This window comes from Streptomyces sp. NPDC043876, assembly GCF_056435825.1.
In genome coordinates, this window is the sequence record NZ_JBWKDV010000011.1 from 74,093 (window position 1) to 89,367 (window position 15,275).

Below are 15,275 nucleotides of genomic sequence, written 5' to 3' on the forward strand. Positions count from 1 at the left end.
GGACCCCGGCCCACGGACGCGGCGATCGTCGGCATGGGCGCCGTCTTCCCCGGCGCCGCCGACCTGCGGGCCTACCGCCGCAACCTGCTCGCCGGTACGGACGCCATCGGCGAGGTCCCGCCGGAGCGCTGGGACCCGGAGGTGTACTACGACCCGTCCGGCGCCGCGGGGGCCCCGGCCGGGGACCGATTCTACTGCCGCCGCGGCGGTTTCGTGGACGGGCTCGCGGCCTTCGACCCGACCCGTTTCGGCATCATGCCCGCCACCGTCGAGGGCGCCGAACCGGACCAGTTGCTCGCCCTGCACGCGACGGCCGAGGCGATCGCCGACGCGGGCGGGGAGGACCGGCTGCCCGCGGACCGCTCCCGGATCGGGGTGGTGCTCGGGCGCGGCGGGTTCATGGGGGTCGCCACCGCCCGGCTGGACCAGCGCGTGCGCACCGCGCACCAGGTGGCGCAGACGCTGCGCGAGCTGGCGCCCGATCTGGGCGAGCGGAGGATCGCCGAGGTGCGCGCCGCGTTCCAGGACGCCCTGGGCCCGGAGCGGCCGGACGCCTCCATCGGTCTCGTACCGAGCTTCACCGCGGCCCGGACCGCGAACCGGCTGGACTTCCGCGGACCCGCCTACACCCTGGACGCGGCCTGCGCCTCCTCGCTGCTCGCGGTGGACCAGGCCGTGGGGCTGCTGGCGGGCGGGCGCTGCGACCTGGTGGTCGCGGGCGCCGCCCACCACTGCCACATCGCCACGCTGTGGAGCGTGTTCACGCAGCTGCGGGCGCTGAGCCCGAGCGAGACGATCCGGCCCTTCGACCGCCGGGCGGACGGCACCCTGTTGTCCGAGGGCACCGGGGTGGTGCTGCTCAAGCGGCTGGCGGACGCGCAGCGGGACGGGGACCGGATCTACGCCGTGGTCCGGGGCACGGGGGTGGCCGGTGACGGCCGGGCCGCGAGCCTGATGAGCCCGCTGGTCGCGGGCCAGGTGCGGGCCCTGGAGCGGGCCTGGCGGGAGGCCGGCCTGGATCCGCGGGCCGCCGACGCGCTGGGGCTGCTGGAGGCGCACGGCACCGGCACACCGGTTGGTGACGCGGCCGAACTGGACACGCTGGCGCAGGTGTTCGGCCCGCCCGTGGCCGGGCGCCGGGAGGTGGGGCTCGGCTCGGTGAAGTCGATGCTCGGACACACGATGCAGGCCTCGGGGATGGCGGGCCTGATCAAGGCCGCCTTGGCGGTGCACGAGGGGGTGCTGCCGCCCACCCTGCACGTCGAGGAGCCGCACGAGGCCCTCGCCCGGACCCGGATGCGGCCGGTGACCCGGGCGCAGCCGTGGGAGCGCGGCACGGCGCCCCGCCGGGCCGGGGTGAACGCCTTCGGCTTCGGCGGGATCAACGCCCACGTGGTGCTGGAGGAGGCTCCGGGCGCGGGCGCCGCCCGGAGCGCGGCCGCCGGGCGCCGGTTCCTGCCGCTGGGCGCGGGAGGGCCGGTGCGCGGGCCGGGCCGGGCCGCCACTCCCATGACGGACCCCGGCGCGGGGGACGACGTAACCCCTCGGGACGGGGTCCTCCTGCGGGACGGGGTCCTGCTGCTGACGGCACGGACGCCGGAGCGGCTGGCCGGGCTCCTGGCGGCGGAGCGCTCGGGCGGGACGGGTTCCGGTCACGAGGACGGTCACGGGGGCGGGGGCGGGGACCGGACCGGGACCGGGGGGCGCCTCGACGCGGAGGGCGGGGCCGAAGGGGGCCCGTACCGGCTCGCGGTGCTCGGGCCCACCCCGCAACGGCTCGCGCTGGCCGCGAAGGTGGTGGCGCGCGGCCGGGCCTGGCGCGGCCGCGGGGACGTGTGGTTCACGCCCGAGCCGCTGCTCTCCCGGGACACCGCCGGACAGCGGTCCCCAGGCCGGGTGGCCTTCCTCTTCCCGGGGCTGGAACCGGAGTTCGCCCCGGTCCTCGACGACGTGGCCGACCGGTTCGCGCTGGAGCCGCCACGGCTCGGCCGGGGCGGCGAGCTGATCGAGCGGGCCCTCGACGCCCTCGCCACCGGCCGCTTCTTCGCCCGCGTGCTGCCGGAACTCGGCATCGAGCCCGATGTACTGGCGGGTCACAGCCTCGGCGAGTGGGCGGCGATGGTCGCCGCCGGGATGTACCCGCGCCAGGCGGTGGACGCCTTCCTCGGCTCGCTGCGGCCGGGTTCGCTCACCGTGCCCGACCTCGTGTACGCCGCCGTCGGCTGCGGTGCGCGGCGGGCGCGGGCGGCCCTGCACGGGCTGGACCGGGTGGTGGTCAGCCACGACAACTGCCCGCACCAGTCGGTGATCTGCGGGGAGCCCGCGCAGGTGGCCGGGGTGCTGGAACGGTTGTCCCGGGACGGCGTGCTGGGGCAGGAACTGCCGTTCCGGTCCGGCTTCCACACGCCGATGTGGGAGCCGTACCTGGGGCAGGTGCGCGCCGCCTTCGACCGGCTGCCGATCCGGCCGCCGACCGTGCCCGTGTGGTCGGCGACCACCGGATCCCCTTTCCCTCAGGCGCCGGACGAGGTGCGCGAGTTGGTGGTCCGGCACCTGCTGGAACCCGTCGACTTCCGCACGCTGACCCTGCGGCTCTACGAGGAGGCGGGCGTACGGGCGTTCGTGACCATGGGGCCGGGCAGCCTGCCCGGGTTCGTCGAGGACACCCTGCGCGACCAGCCCCACCTGGCGGTCGCCACGTCCGCACCGCGCCTCTCCGGTACGGCCGCGCTGCGGCGCACGGCGGCGGCCCTGTGGACGGAGGGTCTGGCCCCGCGCTGGGAGCGGCTCGGCGGCTCCCCGAAGGCACCGGTCACGCGTCCGGCCCCGGCATCGGCCCCGGAACCGGCTCCCGGGCGGCCGGCCCGGGCCGCGATGACGCTGGACCTGGGGTCGCCGCTGGTCCGGCTCGGAGGCGCGGCCCGCGGGCTGCTGGGCCCGGCGACGGACGCGCGGACCGCCCCGCCCGGACCCCCGCTCGGGTCCCCGCCCCCGTCCCCGCCCCGCTCCGCGGACCCCGTGCCGCGGACGCTGCCGGACGGCTCGGCGCCCCTGCTGGCCGCGCTGGACGCGGTCCTCGACGCCTCGCGGACCGCGGCCCGTTCGGTCACCGAGGCCTGGTCCCGGCCGGTTCCCGCTCCCCGGCACGCTCCCCCACCCACGCCGCGCCCCCCTCAGCCGGCCGGCACGCACCACACCCTCACGCTGTCGCTGGACACGCTGCCCTACGTCCGCGACCACTGCGTCTACGAGCAGCCCGCCGACTGGCCGGAGGCCGCCGACCGCTTCCCCGTCGTCCCCATGACGACCATGCTGGAACTCGCCGCCGACGCCGCCTTGCGCGCCGCGCCCGCCGGGTCCGTGGTGGTCGGTTACGAGGACGTCCGGGCCCTGCGCTGGCTGGCCGTCGAGCCCGCCGTCCGGATCGACGTCGGCGTACGGCCCGAGGGGCCCGGCCGGTTCCGCGTCACGCTCGGCGACTGCGCCGTCGTGACCGTCCTCGTCGGCGCGCGCCACGGCGCACCGCCCGCGGCCGACGGCTCCGGGCCCCGGCCGCTGACGGCCGAACAACCCGCCCCCGTCAGCGCGGAGGCGCTCTACCGCGACCGGTGGATGTTCCACGGGCCGGGCTTCGCCGGGGTGCACGAGGTGCGGGCGGTCGCCGCGGACGGCATCCGCGGGGTGTTGCGGGCGCTGCCCGCGCCCGGCGCCCTCCTCGACGCGGCCGGGCAGCTCTTCGGCCACTGGATGCAACTGCGGCTCCCCGTGGACCGGTTGGTCTTCCCGGCCACCATCGAGCGGATCCGCTTCTACGGTCCCCCGCCCGCCCCCGGTTCCCTCGTCGAGGCGGTCGCCCGGGTGCGCGAGGTCCGTGACCTGACCGTGCTCGGCGACGTCGAGCTGCGGGACGGCCGGAGCGGCGCCCTGCGGGCCCGGATCGAGGGGTGGACGTACCGCCGGTTCGCCGCCGACGAGCGGGTGTGGCCGATGAAGTTCACCCCGGAGGTGTGCGGGATCGGCGAACCGCAGCCCGGCGGCTGGTGCGCGGCCCGGCGGCGCTGGACCGACCCCGCCTCGCAGGAGCTGGTGATGCGCCGCTACCTCGGGGCCGCCGAACGGACGGTGTACGAAGGGCTCGCCCCGCGCGCCCGGGCGCCCTGGCTGCTGGGCCGGATCGCCGCCAAGGACGCGCTGCGCGGGCTCCTGTGGGACGGCGGGGCGGGTCCCGTGTTCCCCGTCGAAGTGCCCGTCGGCAACGACGCCCAGGGGCGCCCGGTGCCCGGCGGGCCGCTCGCGGCGGGGGTCCGGCTGTCCCTCGCGCACAAGGACCGGCTCGCGGTCGCCCTGGCCCACCCCACCGGGCCCGTCGGCATCGACGTCGAAACGGTGACCACCGACCCCGCGGCCCTGCTCCGGATCGCGTTCGGGCCGGACGAGGCACGGCTCGCGGAGCTGCTCGCGGAGCGCGACGGAGCGGATCCGGCGGCCGCGCTCACCGCGCTGTGGTGCGCGAAGGAAGCCGCCGCCAAGGCGGCGGGCACCGGGCTGGGCGGCCGGCCCCGCGCCTGGCGGGTGAGCGCCGTGGAGCCCGGCGGGCTGCGGGTGCTCGCCCCGGACGGGCGGGCCCGCCTGGTGCGGACCGCCGTCCTGCCCGCCGAAAGCGGCCCGCCCCTCGATCACATCGTGGCCTGGACCGCGCCCCCGACCGGATCCGTTCCCGTCCCCTCCCACCCCACGGAGTTCACCCATGGCATCTGACGTCCCCGGCTCCCCCGCCCACGCCCGCATCCTCGCCGAGATCACCGGCATGCTCGTCGAGATCGTCGGTGACGAGTTCCTGCTCGCCGAAGAGGTCACGATGGCGACCACCTTCAACGACGATCTGGCCCTGGAGAGCATCGAGTTCGTGGCGCTGGCGGAGCAGCTCCATACGCACTACGGCGCGGACGTCGACCTGATGGGCTTCCTAGCCGAGAAGGACATGGAGGCCGTTCTCGCCATGTCGCTGGGCGATCTCGTCACGCACATCGGCCGCGTCACCCGGCGCCCGCTCGCCGCCGCACCGGGCGCGCCGGCCCGGTCCGGTGGATCCGCCGCGCACCCCGTCACGGCCGGCTGAGCCCGCCGTGGCCCACGTCCTCGCGCATTCCCTCGCCTTCCACGTCCAGCGGCTGCCCGCCGCGGCGGGCGCCGACGACGCCGACCGGCCGGTGGTCGTCTTCCTGCACGGGCTCGTCGTCGACAACCTCTCCTCCTTCTACTGCCCGCTCGCCGTGCCGGTCGCCCGCGCGGGCCACGAGGCGGTCCTCTACGACCTGCGCGGCCACGGCCGCAGCGAGCGGCCGCCCACCGGGTACGACAGCGCCACGGCCGTGCGCGACCTGGTCGCCCTGCTCGGCGCCCTCGGCCTGGCGCACCGGCCGGTCCACCTGGTCGGCAACAGTTACGGCGGCACGCTCGCCGTGCACGCCGCCCTGGCCCGGCCCGACCTGGTCGTCGGACTCACCCTGCTCGAACCGCCGCTCAGCGGGGCCTGGGTGGAGAACATGGTGGACACCCTCTCGGCCGCCGCGCTGAGCCTGGAGGACAGCGAGGTGCCCGCCGAGCTGCGGGCGCTGCGCCTGCGCAAGGCGGCCTCCCTCACGGCGACCGCCGACGAACTCCTGAACCGGACCAGCCTGATCGACGACATCGCGGCCGGGCGCGCCTTCACCCCGGCCGACTACGCGCGACTGCGCTGCCCGGTGCTCGCGGTCTGCGGCGAACACTCCGAACTGGTGCCGGGCGCAAGGGAACTGGTGCGGCACGCCGCGGGTCCCTGCTCGGTGGAGATCCTGCCCGGCCTCGGCCACGACGTCCTCAAGGAGAGCAGCGGGGCGCTGCGGAAGTCCGTACTCGCCCACCTCGACGAGGTCGCGGCGCGCCGGGCGGGAGCGCTGGTCCGATGAGGGTGCTGTTCACGGTTCCGCCGCTGGCGGGCCACGTCAATCCGACCGCCGCCGTCGGCGCCGAGCTGGCGGCGCGCGGGCACGAGGTCGCCTGGACCGGCCCCGCCGCGGCGCTGGCCCGGCTGCTGCCCGCGCACGCCCGCGTGCTGCCCGCCGGGGACGCCGCCGGGCAGGTGCCGGGCGGCGGGGGCTACGCCGATCTGCACGAGCGCTGGCGCGACCTGCGCGGGGTCCGGGCGCTGCGCTTCCTCTGGGAGGAGGCCCTGGTGCCGCTCGCCCGGGCGATGGTGCCGGGGGTCACGGAGGCGGTGCGGACCTTCCGGCCGGACGTGCTGGTCGCCGACCAACAGGCCCTGGCGGGGCCGGTGGTGGCGCGCCGGCTGGGGGTGCCGTGGGTCACCTCGGCCAGTACCTCGGCCGAGTTCGCCCGGCCCTTCGACGGGTTCCCCCGGATCGGCGAGTGGGTGGGCGACCAGATCGCGGGACTGCTCGCCGAGACCGGGCCGGGAGCCGGGCGGGCCGGGGACGGTGGGGCGGGCGCGGGGTGGGACCCCCGTTTCTCGGACCGGCTCGTGCTGGTCTTCTCCACTCCCGAACTCATCGGCACGCAGGCGCCGTTCCCGGCGCACTACGCCTTCGTCGGACCCGCCTTCGGGGCGCGTCCGGCCGCGCCGGACTTCCCCTGGCACCGGCTCGACCCCGACCGGCGGCGCGTGCTGGTCTCCCTCGGGACGCTCAACGGCGCCGCGGGCGAGCGGTTCTACGCCGCCGTGCTCGGCGCGGCCGACCGGCTCGCCGCGTCCGTGCAGCTGGTCCTGGCCGCACCCGCCGCACTGGCGGGGCGGTTCCCGGAGCCGGGCGCCGGGCGGGCCGCGGACCCCCTGCCGCTCCGGGACGGCGCAGCGCCGCGGGACACCGTGCTGTGGCGGGAGAGCGTGCCGCAGCTGGAGTTGCTGCCGCATCTGGACGCGGTGGTCTGCCACGCGGGGCACAACACGGTCTGCGAGAGCCTCGCGCACGGGCTGCCCCTGGTGGTCGCGCCCATCCGGGACGACCAGCCGATCGTGGCCCGGCAGGTCACCGATGCGGGTGCCGGTGTCCGGGTGCGGTTCGGCCGGGCCCAGGCCGAGGAAGTGCGCGACGCGCTGACGGCCGTGCTGGACGAGCCCGGTCCCCGCCGGGCCGCCCGTCGCATCCAGGCCTCCTTCGCCGCGGCGGGCGGAGCCGCCGCCGCGGCCGACAGGTTGGAGAAGACACTGTGAAGCCGTTCTCCCTCCCCCGTCGTCCGCTGCGCCGGCCGTGGACGCACCGCGTCCCCTGGACCTCCGCGTTGCTCGTCGCCGCCCTCGGCGCGGGTACCGCGCGCGCCCGCCGACGGGCGCGTGCGGTGCCCGTCCTGCCCGGCGCCCCATCCGCCGCCGCACTGCCCCGGGCCGCCGGGTGGCGGCTGCTCACCGCGCGCGGGACCGGGGCCGACGGCGCCACCTTCCTCAGCGCCTGCGCGCACGCCGAGCGGGAAGGGCTGCGGGTGCTGGACCTGATCCCGGCGGACCTCGGCGCGGAGTCCGTCCTGGGCCTGCTGCGGCTGCTCGACCCGGCCTCGTACCCGGGCGACCGGCTCGCGCGGGGCCGCGGGGCCGGGTACGCCGTCCTCGTCGCCGAGGAGGTCCTCGCCCGGGCGGGCATCGACCCAGAGGCCTGGGAGGGCGCGGACCCGGCGCGGCTGATCACCCTCGTGCACACGCTCAAGGAGTACGCCGCCGACGCCACCGGGACCGCCGTCGCACCCGGGCTGTCCTGCGGCCCGGGCCCGCGCCGGGCGGGCGCCGCCGAGCTGCGCGCCCACGGGCTGCCGCCGGGCCCGCTGGCCGCCGCGCAAGTGGCCGGGCTGGCCCTGCTGACCGGAGTGGCGCTGCGCCAGGGCGCCTGGGGAAGGGTGGCGGCGGGGCTGTACTGGCTCCAGCCGTACGCCGTCCTGGGCGGCCCCGCCGGAGCGCTGAGGCCCGCGTCCCTGGTCCGGGACACGGCCGCCCGGCCGCTGCGCTCGCTGGGCGCGGCGCTGCGGACCGCCGCGGCCGCCGCCGCGCCGGACACCGCCGCCGACCCCGCGGAAGCCGCCCGGGAGCGGGAGCGCCGGGAGCGCTACCGCGCCGATCTGGCCGCCGGGACGGACCGGTTCCTCGAACCGCGCCGCGCCGACTGCCCCTGGTGCGGGTCGGGTTCGCTCGCGGTCCGGGTCACGGTGCCCGACCTGCTCCAGGGCAAACCGGGCCGCTTCACCCTGGACGAGTGCGGGGAGTGCGGCCACGTGTTCCAGAACCCCCGGCTCACGGTGGAGGGGCTGGAGTTCTACTACCGGGACTTCTACGACGGCGAGGGCGGTGAGGGCGCGGGGGCCGTCTTCGGCCGGATGGGGGCGACCTACCGGGACCGCGCCGCCCTGCTGCGACCGTACGTCGCACCGGGAGCGGCGGCCGACCGGGCCGACGCTGCCCCTGCGCCGCACGCGGCCCGGGCGGCCGGGCCCGGGTCCTGGCTCGACGTCGGCACCGGGCACGGTCATTTCTGCAACGCGGCGCGGAGCGTCTGGCCGCGGACCCGGTTCGACGGCCTGGACATGGGCGACGGGGTCCGCGAGGCGGAGCGGCGCGGCTGGGTGGACACCGGGTTCCAGGGCCAGTTCCCGGACTTCGCCGCGAAACTGGCGGGCCAGTACGAGGTGGTCAGCATGTACCACTACCTGGAGCACACCCGGGACCCCTTCGCCGAACTGGACGCGGCCGCCGCCGTCTTGGCGCCGGGCGGGCTTCTGGCGATCGAACTCCCCGACCCCGGCTCCCGGATGGGCCGGCTGCTGGGGTCGGCCTGGCTGCCCTGGTTCCAGCCGCAGCACCAGCACCTGATCCCGGCGGCGAACCTGCGCGGGGCGCTGGCCGATCGGGGGTTCACCGTCCTGGCCGAGGAGCACGGGCCGGCGCACCAGGGCAACGACTTCTTCGGCGCGGTGGCGCTGACCGTGACCCGGCTCGCGCCGGACCCGGGACGCCCCTGGGCGCCCGCCCTGCCGCCCGTACGGCGGGCCGTGCGCCACGCGGTACGGACGGCCGCGCTGCCCTGCTTCGCCGGCGCGGCGGTGCTCGACGCGCTGCGCAGCGCCGCCGCCCGGCGCGCGGACGGCGGCAACGCCTACCGGATGCTGGCCAGCAAGGAGCCGGCGGCCCCGGACCCCGGACAGGGCCCCGGTCCGGACACCGCACCGCCCGCGACCCCGGGAGGCGGCCGGTGACCGGGGTGGTGGCGGGGGGTCCCGGCCTGGCCCGGAGCGCGACCGCCGACCCGTTGTTCCGCCTCGTCGCCCACGCCCTCGAAGCCGCGCACGGCAGGCCGCCCACCGCCGTGTGGAGCGCCCCGCACGCCTTCCGCCTCGGCGCGTCCGGGCTGGTGGTGGCGGCCGGGTGGCCGGTGGCCGCCGCGGCGGCGCCCCGCGAGGACGGCGTCGTGCGGCTCAGCTCGCTCAGCCATCCCGCGCACAGCTGCGACCTGCCGCTCTCCCTGTCGGGTCCGCCCGTCACCGCCCCCGACTGGGCCGTCCGGACCTACGCCCTGCTGCGCGCCCTGGCCCGGGCGGGGTACGGGCGCGGCGGGACCGACCTGCACGTGCAGGGCTCGCTCAGCGCGGCCGCCGGGCTGGCCCTCGCGGAGCCCGCGGACTGCGCGGTCGCGCTGGCCGTGGCCGACGTACACCCGCGGACGGTACCGCCGGGCTCGCCCGGCGCGCCGCCCGGCGACCCCACCGGGGAGCCGGACGCTCCGCCCGGCGCCGAGCCGTCCCGCGCGGAGCTCGCCCGGCTGCTCGCGCGGGCGCTGCCGGACGGGGACGGCGCACTGCGCCGCGCCGTGCTCTTCGCCCGGCCCGGTCACGCACTGGCCGAGGGCGCCCGGGCCGGAGGCGACCCCGGCGGGCCCCCGCGGCACGTCGGATTCGATCCGGCCGCATCCGGAACCCGGCTGGTGCTGATCGCCGTGCGCGGGGCGGCCGCCGACCGGGCCGCGGACCGGGACCGGGCCGTGGCGTGCGCGCGGCGGGCCGGGGCGCTCGACGTCTGGCAGCCGGGGGCGCGGCCCGGGCGGGCGGTCGTGGTGCGGCTGCCCGAGGACGGGGTGGCGGACGCGCGGGCGGCGGTCGCGGCGCGGTTCCGCGCACTGCCGAGGCCCGTGCCGCGCTTCCTGAACATCGTCGTGGCCGGTGCGGCCCGGCGCGAGGAATGAGAAGGAGAGACGACCCATGCCCAGACCTTCACCGGCCACACCACCCGCCGTCCCCCCGGGGCCCGGAGCACGCCCGTCGCGGGGCCGCTGGTCCGCGCTCCTCGCGGCGCTCGGCGCGCTCGGCCTGCTCGGCGCGTTCGGCATGGCCAACTCGCAGGCGGCGGAGAGCACGTCCGCGGCGGCGCTGCCCGCCTACGACCACGTGGTGGTCGTCGTCTTCGAGAACAAGCAGTACGGCGAGGTGATCGGCAACTCCGGCGCGCCCTACATCAACCAGCTGGCGAGCGGCGGCGCGAGCCTGACCAACATGAAGGCGCTCACCCACCCCAGCCAGCCGAACTACTTCAACCTCTTCTCCGGGGCCACCCAGGGCATCACCGGGGACGGCTGCTACACGGCGCAGTCGATGACGGCGGCCAACCTCGGCCAGGAGGTGATCGCGGCGGGGAAGACCTTCGCGACGTACAACGAGGACCTGCCGGCCGAGGGCTCCACCGCCTGCTCGGCCGGGAAGTACGCGCAGAAGCACAATCCGTGGTTCGCCTTCAAGAACGTGCCGCTGAACACGGGCAAGACGTGGGCGCAGTTCCCGCAGGGCGACTACGGCGCGCTGCCGCAGCTGTCCTTCGTCGTGCCGAACCTGTGCAACGACATGCACGACTGCGCGGTGGGAACCGGCGACACCTGGACGAAGAACGGCCTGGACGGGTACGCGCAGTGGGCCGGATCCCACAACAGCCTGCTGGTGCTGACCTGGGACGAGGACAACTACCTCGGCTCGAACCAGATCGCGACCGTGTTCTACGGCGCCCAGGTGAAGACCGGCCGGTACGCCACCGCCTACAGCCACCACCACCTGCTGCGCACGCTGGAGGACCTGGCCGGGACCACCTCCCACGCGGGGAACGCGGCGAACGTGGCGCCGATCAGCGAGGTCTTCGCGCCGGGCACCGACCCGACGCCCACGCCCACGGCGACCGCGAGCCCTACGCCGACGCCCACCCCCACACCTACTCCCACCCCCACCCCGACGGCCGGTGACCTCAAGATCACCGACCCCGGCCCGCAGACCTGCACGTTCGCCCGGTCCTGCACGATCCGGCTGACCGCCACCGGCGGCCGCGCCCCGCTCCGCTGGAGCGCCACCGGCCTTCCCTTCGGCTTCACCCTCGACCCCACCACCGGACGCATCACCGGAACTCCCTGGAGCACCGGCACCACCCGGATCACCATCACCGCCACCGACACCACCCCCACCAGCGCCACCACCGCCTTCTCCCTCACCACCACCTGGTTCTAGGGAGGGTGTGCCGGTCCCGGGGGAAGCGCGGCCGCGCCGCGGGCCCCCCGGGACCGGCTTCAGCGGCCGAGGTGGAGCCGGGTGTGGTACCAGCCCGCGCTCTCCCGTCCCGCCGGGTCCTCGCCGAGCGCGGTGACCCTCTCGACCGCGCGCCGCTGCTCCTCCTCGTCCGTGAACCGGCGCTGCGGGTAGGTCTGCGCGCTCCGCTCGACGGTCAGCCCGTACGACTCCAGGCAGGCGACGACGCCGCGGAAGTCGCAGGTGCGCAGCACGAAGGCGGCGACCGGTACGGGACGGCCCACGGCGGAGAGCAGCCGGCCGAAGGTCCGCTCGGTAAGGAAGGCGGCCCCGCCCGTGACCGTGATCAGACCGGCTCCGGCGGCGGCCCGGCGCAGTTCCTCGTCCGGTTCGCCGGTCTCCAGGTTCTCGCAGTAGCCCTCGTCGAGGAGTCCCACGGCGAGCGCGTACGTCACCGCGGGCCGAGACACGTCGACGCCGATGGACCCGACGGCCTCGGGCAGCCGCCGGGAGGCGTAGAACTCCCGGTCCCATTCGATGAGTTCGGGGGTGCTCAGCTCGACGGCCTTGGCGCAGGTGTAGCGCTGGTACAGCTCGTCGAGGGTCACGTCGTGGTTCACCAGGGCCGCGTTGATCCCGTAGGAACAACAGATGTCGAGCATCACCCTTTCGTCGGGGGGCACTTCGGCGAGCAGGTCCCGGAAGACCCGTTGCCCGTGGTGCGGTGCCTGATAGCCGTACGGTCCCAGCTGGGCGAAGTACCCGCGGGGGTCCGGCAGTCCGTAGACCTCGTCGAAGCTGGTCATGTCCGATGCAGTCATGGGCGCAGGTCTACCGGCGTACGCCGGGCGCGGAAAGACGGCCGTTCCGGCCATTCACCCGGCGCGCGAAATCGACAGGCATCCTTGTCAGTCTGCCTGTCGACCCCCTACGCTCCCGGCATGTCCGACGATCAGCGCGAGCTGCGGGAGACCGCCGAGGACCTTCAGCTCGCGGTCCGCATGGTGGTGCGCCAGATGCGCGTCGCGGCTTCCGGCGGCCTGTCCCTGTCGCAGGTGGCGGCGCTCAAGCAGCTGGAGCAGCACGGCCCCGCGACCGCGGCCGAACTGGCCCGGGCGGAGCGGATCCGGCCGCAGTCGATGATCGCCACGGTGAACGCCCTGCGCGCGGCCGGATACGTCGAGCGCAGCGCCGACCCGACCGACGGGCGCCGACAGATCATCACGCTGACCGAGAGCGGCCGCGCCACCGTCCACGAGCGCCGGGAAGCCGGTTACGGACGGCTCGCCGAACTGCTGGCCGACCGCCTCACCGAGGCCGAGCGGACGACCCTGCGCGAGGCGATCCGCCTGCTCAAGCGCCTCGCCGACGGCTGATCCGGCCGACCGGCCGGCCCCCGGGCCCAGGCCCCGCCCCGCCCCGCCCCGCCCCACGAGAAGGAACCGAGACCCTCATGAGCGACCTGCACCTCGACGCGCACACCGCCCTCGTCCTGATCGACCTCCAGCAGGGCATCCTGGCCCTGCCCACCGCCCGCCCGGCGGACGACGTCCTGGAGAAGGCCGTCGCACTCGCCCGGGCCTTCCGCGCCGAGCGGCTGCCGGTGGTCCTCGTCAACGTCGCCTGGTCCCCCGACGGCGGTGACCTGCCGGTCGCCGACACCGATCTGCCCGGCCCGTCCGCCGCGCCGCCCGCCGCGTTCAGCGAGATCTCCCCCGCGCTGGCCGCCGAGGGCGACATCCGCATCACCAAGCGCCACTGGGGCGCCTTCACCGGCACCGAGCTGGACCTCCAGCTGCGCCGCCGCGGGATCGACCGGATCGTCCTGGCGGGCATCTCGACGAGCATCGGCGTGGAGTCCACCGCCCGGGCGGCCTGGGAGCACAGCTACGGCCTGGTCTTCGCGGAGGACGCCACGACCGACCTGGACGCGCAGTCGCACGCGCACTCCTTCGGCAAGATCTTCCCGCGCCTGGGCCGGGTCAGCTCCACCGCCGCCATCATCGAGGCCCTCGGCACCCGGGACGGGGCCGACGGGCCCGCGGGATCCTGAACCGCCGGGGCCTCGGGGCGCGCTCGCGCCCGTACGGCCGCACCAGAGCGCCCCTGCCGATCGACGGGCCGACGGGCCAGCGGGTCAGCGGCCGTCGAGGCGCAGTTCGCGCTCCGGGCCCAGCGGGGCGAAGGACCGCTCCACGTCCGCCCCGGAGACCCCGGCGAGGTCGGCCGGGAACCAGCGGGGGGTGCGGTCCTTGTCGATGACCTGGGCCCGGATGCCCTCCACCAGGTCGGGCCAGGACAGTGCGGCGCAGGAGACGCGGAACTCCTGGGCCAGCACCCGCTCCAGCGAGCCGAGGGCGCTGGCCCGGCGGACGGCCGCCAGGGTGACCTTGACCGCGGTCGGGGACTTGGACAGGATCGTTTCGGCGCTCTGCTTGGCCGCCTGGTCGCCGTGCCGGGAGAGCCGCTCGACGATCGCCTCGGCCGTGTCGGCGGCGTAGCAGTGGTCGATCCACTCGCGCTGCCCGGCCAGTTCGCCCTCCGGGGCGCCTCCGGCGTACCGGGGCAGTACGTCGCTCACGGGCGCGGTGGCCAGGTCGGCGGCCAGGTCCGCCAGCCGGTCCGCGGGGACGAAGTGGTCGGCGAGCCCGCACAGCAGCGCGTCGGCGGCGCCGACCGCCGCGCCGGTGAGCGCGAGGTGGGTGCCCAGTTCGCCGGGGGCCCGGGCCAGCAGGTGGGTGCCGCCCACGTCCGGGACGAAGCCGATGCCGGTCTCGGGCATGGCCACGCGCGAGCGCTCGGTGACGATCCGGACGCTGCCGTGCGCGGAGACCCCGACGCCGCCGCCCATGACGATGCCGTCCATCAGGGCGACGTACGGCTTGGGGTAGCGGGCGATCCGCGCGTTCAGCCGGTACTCGTCGCGCCAGAAGTCCGCCGAGGCCGTGCCGCCCGCGCGGGCGTCCGCGTGGATCGCCCGGATGTCGCCGCCCGCGCACAGCCCCCGCTCCCCGGCGCCGGCGAGGAGGACCTGGGCGATGTCCGGGTCGTGCTCCCAGGCGGTGAGCGCCTCGGCGATGCGCAGCACCATGGGGCGGGTGAGGGAGTTGAGGGCCCCGGGGCGGTTGAGGGTGATCCGGCCGGTGCGGCCCTCGGTGGTCACCAGGACCGTGTCGGCCTCGTCGCTCATGGGTGTTCCTTCCCGGCATGGTCCGAACGGGCGGCGGACGGCGCCGCCGCCACCGCCATTGTGGTCGACCGGGCCCGCCGCCGACGCGGTGGGCCCGGGCCGGGGTTCGCGTCAGTGCCCGTGGAAGTACACCGAGCGCACCTTGAGGTGCTCGGTGGCGGGCTTGCCGTGGGCGCGCAGGGTCCATTCCGGGCCCGCGCAGTCCGCTCCCTCGTAGACCGTCACCCGCTCGTCGGTGGCGTTGTGGGGCGTGTGGCCCGGGCTGGACCAGTCGCTGCCGACGCGGGGCAGGTTGACGCACTCCTCGCTGCGCGGGTCGTGCAGGGTGACGGTCAGCACCTGGTCCTTCTCGTCGGTGAAGGTGTAGCTGAAGTCGCCGGTCGCGGCGAAGGCGGAGCCGGGGACGGCGAGGGCGAGCACCAGCCCGGCCAGGCCCGCGGTGACGGCACTGCGAAGCTTCACGAAGGTCTCCTCAAGATCGGCGAGGGGGGCGGAAGGGACGCTATGCCGACGCTCCGCAAGCGAATCGGTTCTCCCTGGGCCGACCGGC

12 protein-coding genes are annotated in these 15,275 nt (G+C 76.5%); 9 read left to right on the forward strand and 3 right to left on the reverse strand.

The window, feature by feature from the left end; genetic code table 11:
* Nucleotides 1-33 precede the first annotated feature (33 nt).
* The 7 genes from AC0693_RS29845 to AC0693_RS29875 are packed head-to-tail and all read left to right on the forward strand — an operon-like array spanning nucleotide 34 to nucleotide 11,517.
* The gene (locus AC0693_RS29845; RefSeq protein WP_478803502.1) at nucleotides 34-4,758 is read left to right on the forward strand and encodes a beta-ketoacyl synthase N-terminal-like domain-containing protein; all 4,725 of its coding nucleotides are present in this window, start codon (nucleotides 34-36) and stop codon (nucleotides 4,756-4,758) included.
* Nucleotides 4,748-5,119 (forward strand): acyl carrier protein, encoded by a 372-nt coding sequence (locus AC0693_RS29850; protein WP_356416612.1) that lies wholly within the window; start codon nucleotides 4,748-4,750, stop codon nucleotides 5,117-5,119. The genes AC0693_RS29845 and AC0693_RS29850 overlap by 11 nt, the downstream gene beginning before the upstream one ends.
* 7 nt (nucleotides 5,120-5,126) lie before the next feature.
* Nucleotides 5,127-5,948 carry an alpha/beta fold hydrolase gene (locus AC0693_RS29855; protein ID WP_478803377.1) on the forward strand — a complete coding sequence of 274 codons (822 nt, stop codon included), beginning with the start codon at nucleotides 5,127-5,129 and terminating at the stop codon, nucleotides 5,946-5,948.
* Complete coding sequence (locus tag AC0693_RS29860; protein WP_478803378.1) at nucleotides 5,945-7,210, forward strand: glycosyltransferase; 1,266 nt, start codon at nucleotides 5,945-5,947, stop codon at nucleotides 7,208-7,210. The genes AC0693_RS29855 and AC0693_RS29860 overlap by 4 nt, the downstream gene beginning before the upstream one ends.
* Nucleotides 7,207-9,234 carry a class I SAM-dependent methyltransferase gene (locus AC0693_RS29865; protein WP_478803379.1) on the forward strand — a complete coding sequence of 676 codons (2,028 nt, stop codon included), beginning with the start codon at nucleotides 7,207-7,209 and terminating at the stop codon, nucleotides 9,232-9,234. Before AC0693_RS29860 ends, AC0693_RS29865 begins: the two co-directional genes overlap by 4 nt.
* Entirely contained in the window at nucleotides 9,231-10,217 is a 987-nt protein-coding gene (locus AC0693_RS29870) for a galactokinase (protein WP_478803380.1), read from the forward strand. The genes AC0693_RS29865 and AC0693_RS29870 overlap by 4 nt, the downstream gene beginning before the upstream one ends.
* Nucleotides 10,218-10,233: 16 nt before the next feature.
* Nucleotides 10,234-11,517, forward strand: coding sequence for an alkaline phosphatase family protein (locus tag AC0693_RS29875; RefSeq protein WP_478803381.1), 1,284 nt, complete (start codon nucleotides 10,234-10,236; stop codon nucleotides 11,515-11,517).
* Between the two features lie 59 nt (nucleotides 11,518-11,576).
* Here AC0693_RS29875 and AC0693_RS29880 read toward each other — a convergent pair whose 3' ends face one another.
* Complete coding sequence (locus AC0693_RS29880) at nucleotides 11,577-12,356, reverse strand: hypothetical protein (protein ID WP_478803382.1); 780 nt, start codon at nucleotides 12,354-12,356, stop codon at nucleotides 11,577-11,579.
* Between the two features lie 120 nt (nucleotides 12,357-12,476).
* Here AC0693_RS29880 and AC0693_RS29885 point away from each other — a divergent pair, with 120 nt between their 5' ends.
* Together AC0693_RS29885 and AC0693_RS29890 are read left to right on the forward strand one after the other, a co-directional pair.
* On the forward strand, nucleotides 12,477-12,911 hold the full coding sequence (locus AC0693_RS29885; protein ID WP_478740550.1) for a MarR family winged helix-turn-helix transcriptional regulator: 435 nt from the start codon (nucleotides 12,477-12,479) through the stop codon (nucleotides 12,909-12,911).
* A 77-nt stretch (nucleotides 12,912-12,988) separates the two neighbouring features.
* Nucleotides 12,989-13,588: a hydrolase gene (locus AC0693_RS29890; RefSeq protein ID WP_478803383.1), complete on the forward strand. Its 600-nt coding sequence runs from the start codon at nucleotides 12,989-12,991 to the stop codon at nucleotides 13,586-13,588.
* A gap of 84 nt (nucleotides 13,589-13,672) precedes the next feature.
* Here the strand turns inward: AC0693_RS29890 and AC0693_RS29895 are convergent, their stop codons facing one another.
* Both AC0693_RS29895 and AC0693_RS29900 read right to left on the reverse strand, forming a co-directional pair.
* Entirely contained in the window at nucleotides 13,673-14,725 is a 1,053-nt protein-coding gene (locus AC0693_RS29895; RefSeq protein WP_478803384.1) for an enoyl-CoA hydratase/isomerase family protein, read from the reverse strand.
* 111 nt (nucleotides 14,726-14,836) lie between these two features.
* Nucleotides 14,837-15,187 (reverse strand): hypothetical protein, encoded by a 351-nt coding sequence (locus tag AC0693_RS29900; RefSeq protein ID WP_469315552.1) that lies wholly within the window; start codon nucleotides 15,185-15,187, stop codon nucleotides 14,837-14,839.
* Nucleotides 15,188-15,275 lie beyond the last annotated feature (88 nt).

What these genes read in the sequence shown, in the direction of transcription:
- AC0693_RS29875 (WP_478803381.1), top strand. Translation starts at nt 10,234, where the DNA reads ATGCCCAGACCTTCACCGGCCACACCACCCGCCGTCCCCCCGGGGCCC.
- AC0693_RS29895 (WP_478803384.1), bottom strand. Translation starts at nt 14,725, where the DNA reads ATGAGCGACGAGGCCGACACGGTCCTGGTGACCACCGAGGGCCGCACC.
- AC0693_RS29860 (WP_478803378.1), top strand. Translation starts at nt 5,945, where the DNA reads ATGAGGGTGCTGTTCACGGTTCCGCCGCTGGCGGGCCACGTCAATCCG.
- AC0693_RS29845 (WP_478803502.1), top strand. Translation starts at nt 34, where the DNA reads ATGGGCGCCGTCTTCCCCGGCGCCGCCGACCTGCGGGCCTACCGCCGC.
- AC0693_RS29885 (WP_478740550.1), top strand. Translation starts at nt 12,477, where the DNA reads ATGTCCGACGATCAGCGCGAGCTGCGGGAGACCGCCGAGGACCTTCAG.
- AC0693_RS29850 (WP_356416612.1), top strand. Translation starts at nt 4,748, where the DNA reads ATGGCATCTGACGTCCCCGGCTCCCCCGCCCACGCCCGCATCCTCGCC.
- AC0693_RS29890 (WP_478803383.1), top strand. Translation starts at nt 12,989, where the DNA reads ATGAGCGACCTGCACCTCGACGCGCACACCGCCCTCGTCCTGATCGAC.
- AC0693_RS29880 (WP_478803382.1), bottom strand. Translation starts at nt 12,356, where the DNA reads ATGACTGCATCGGACATGACCAGCTTCGACGAGGTCTACGGACTGCCG.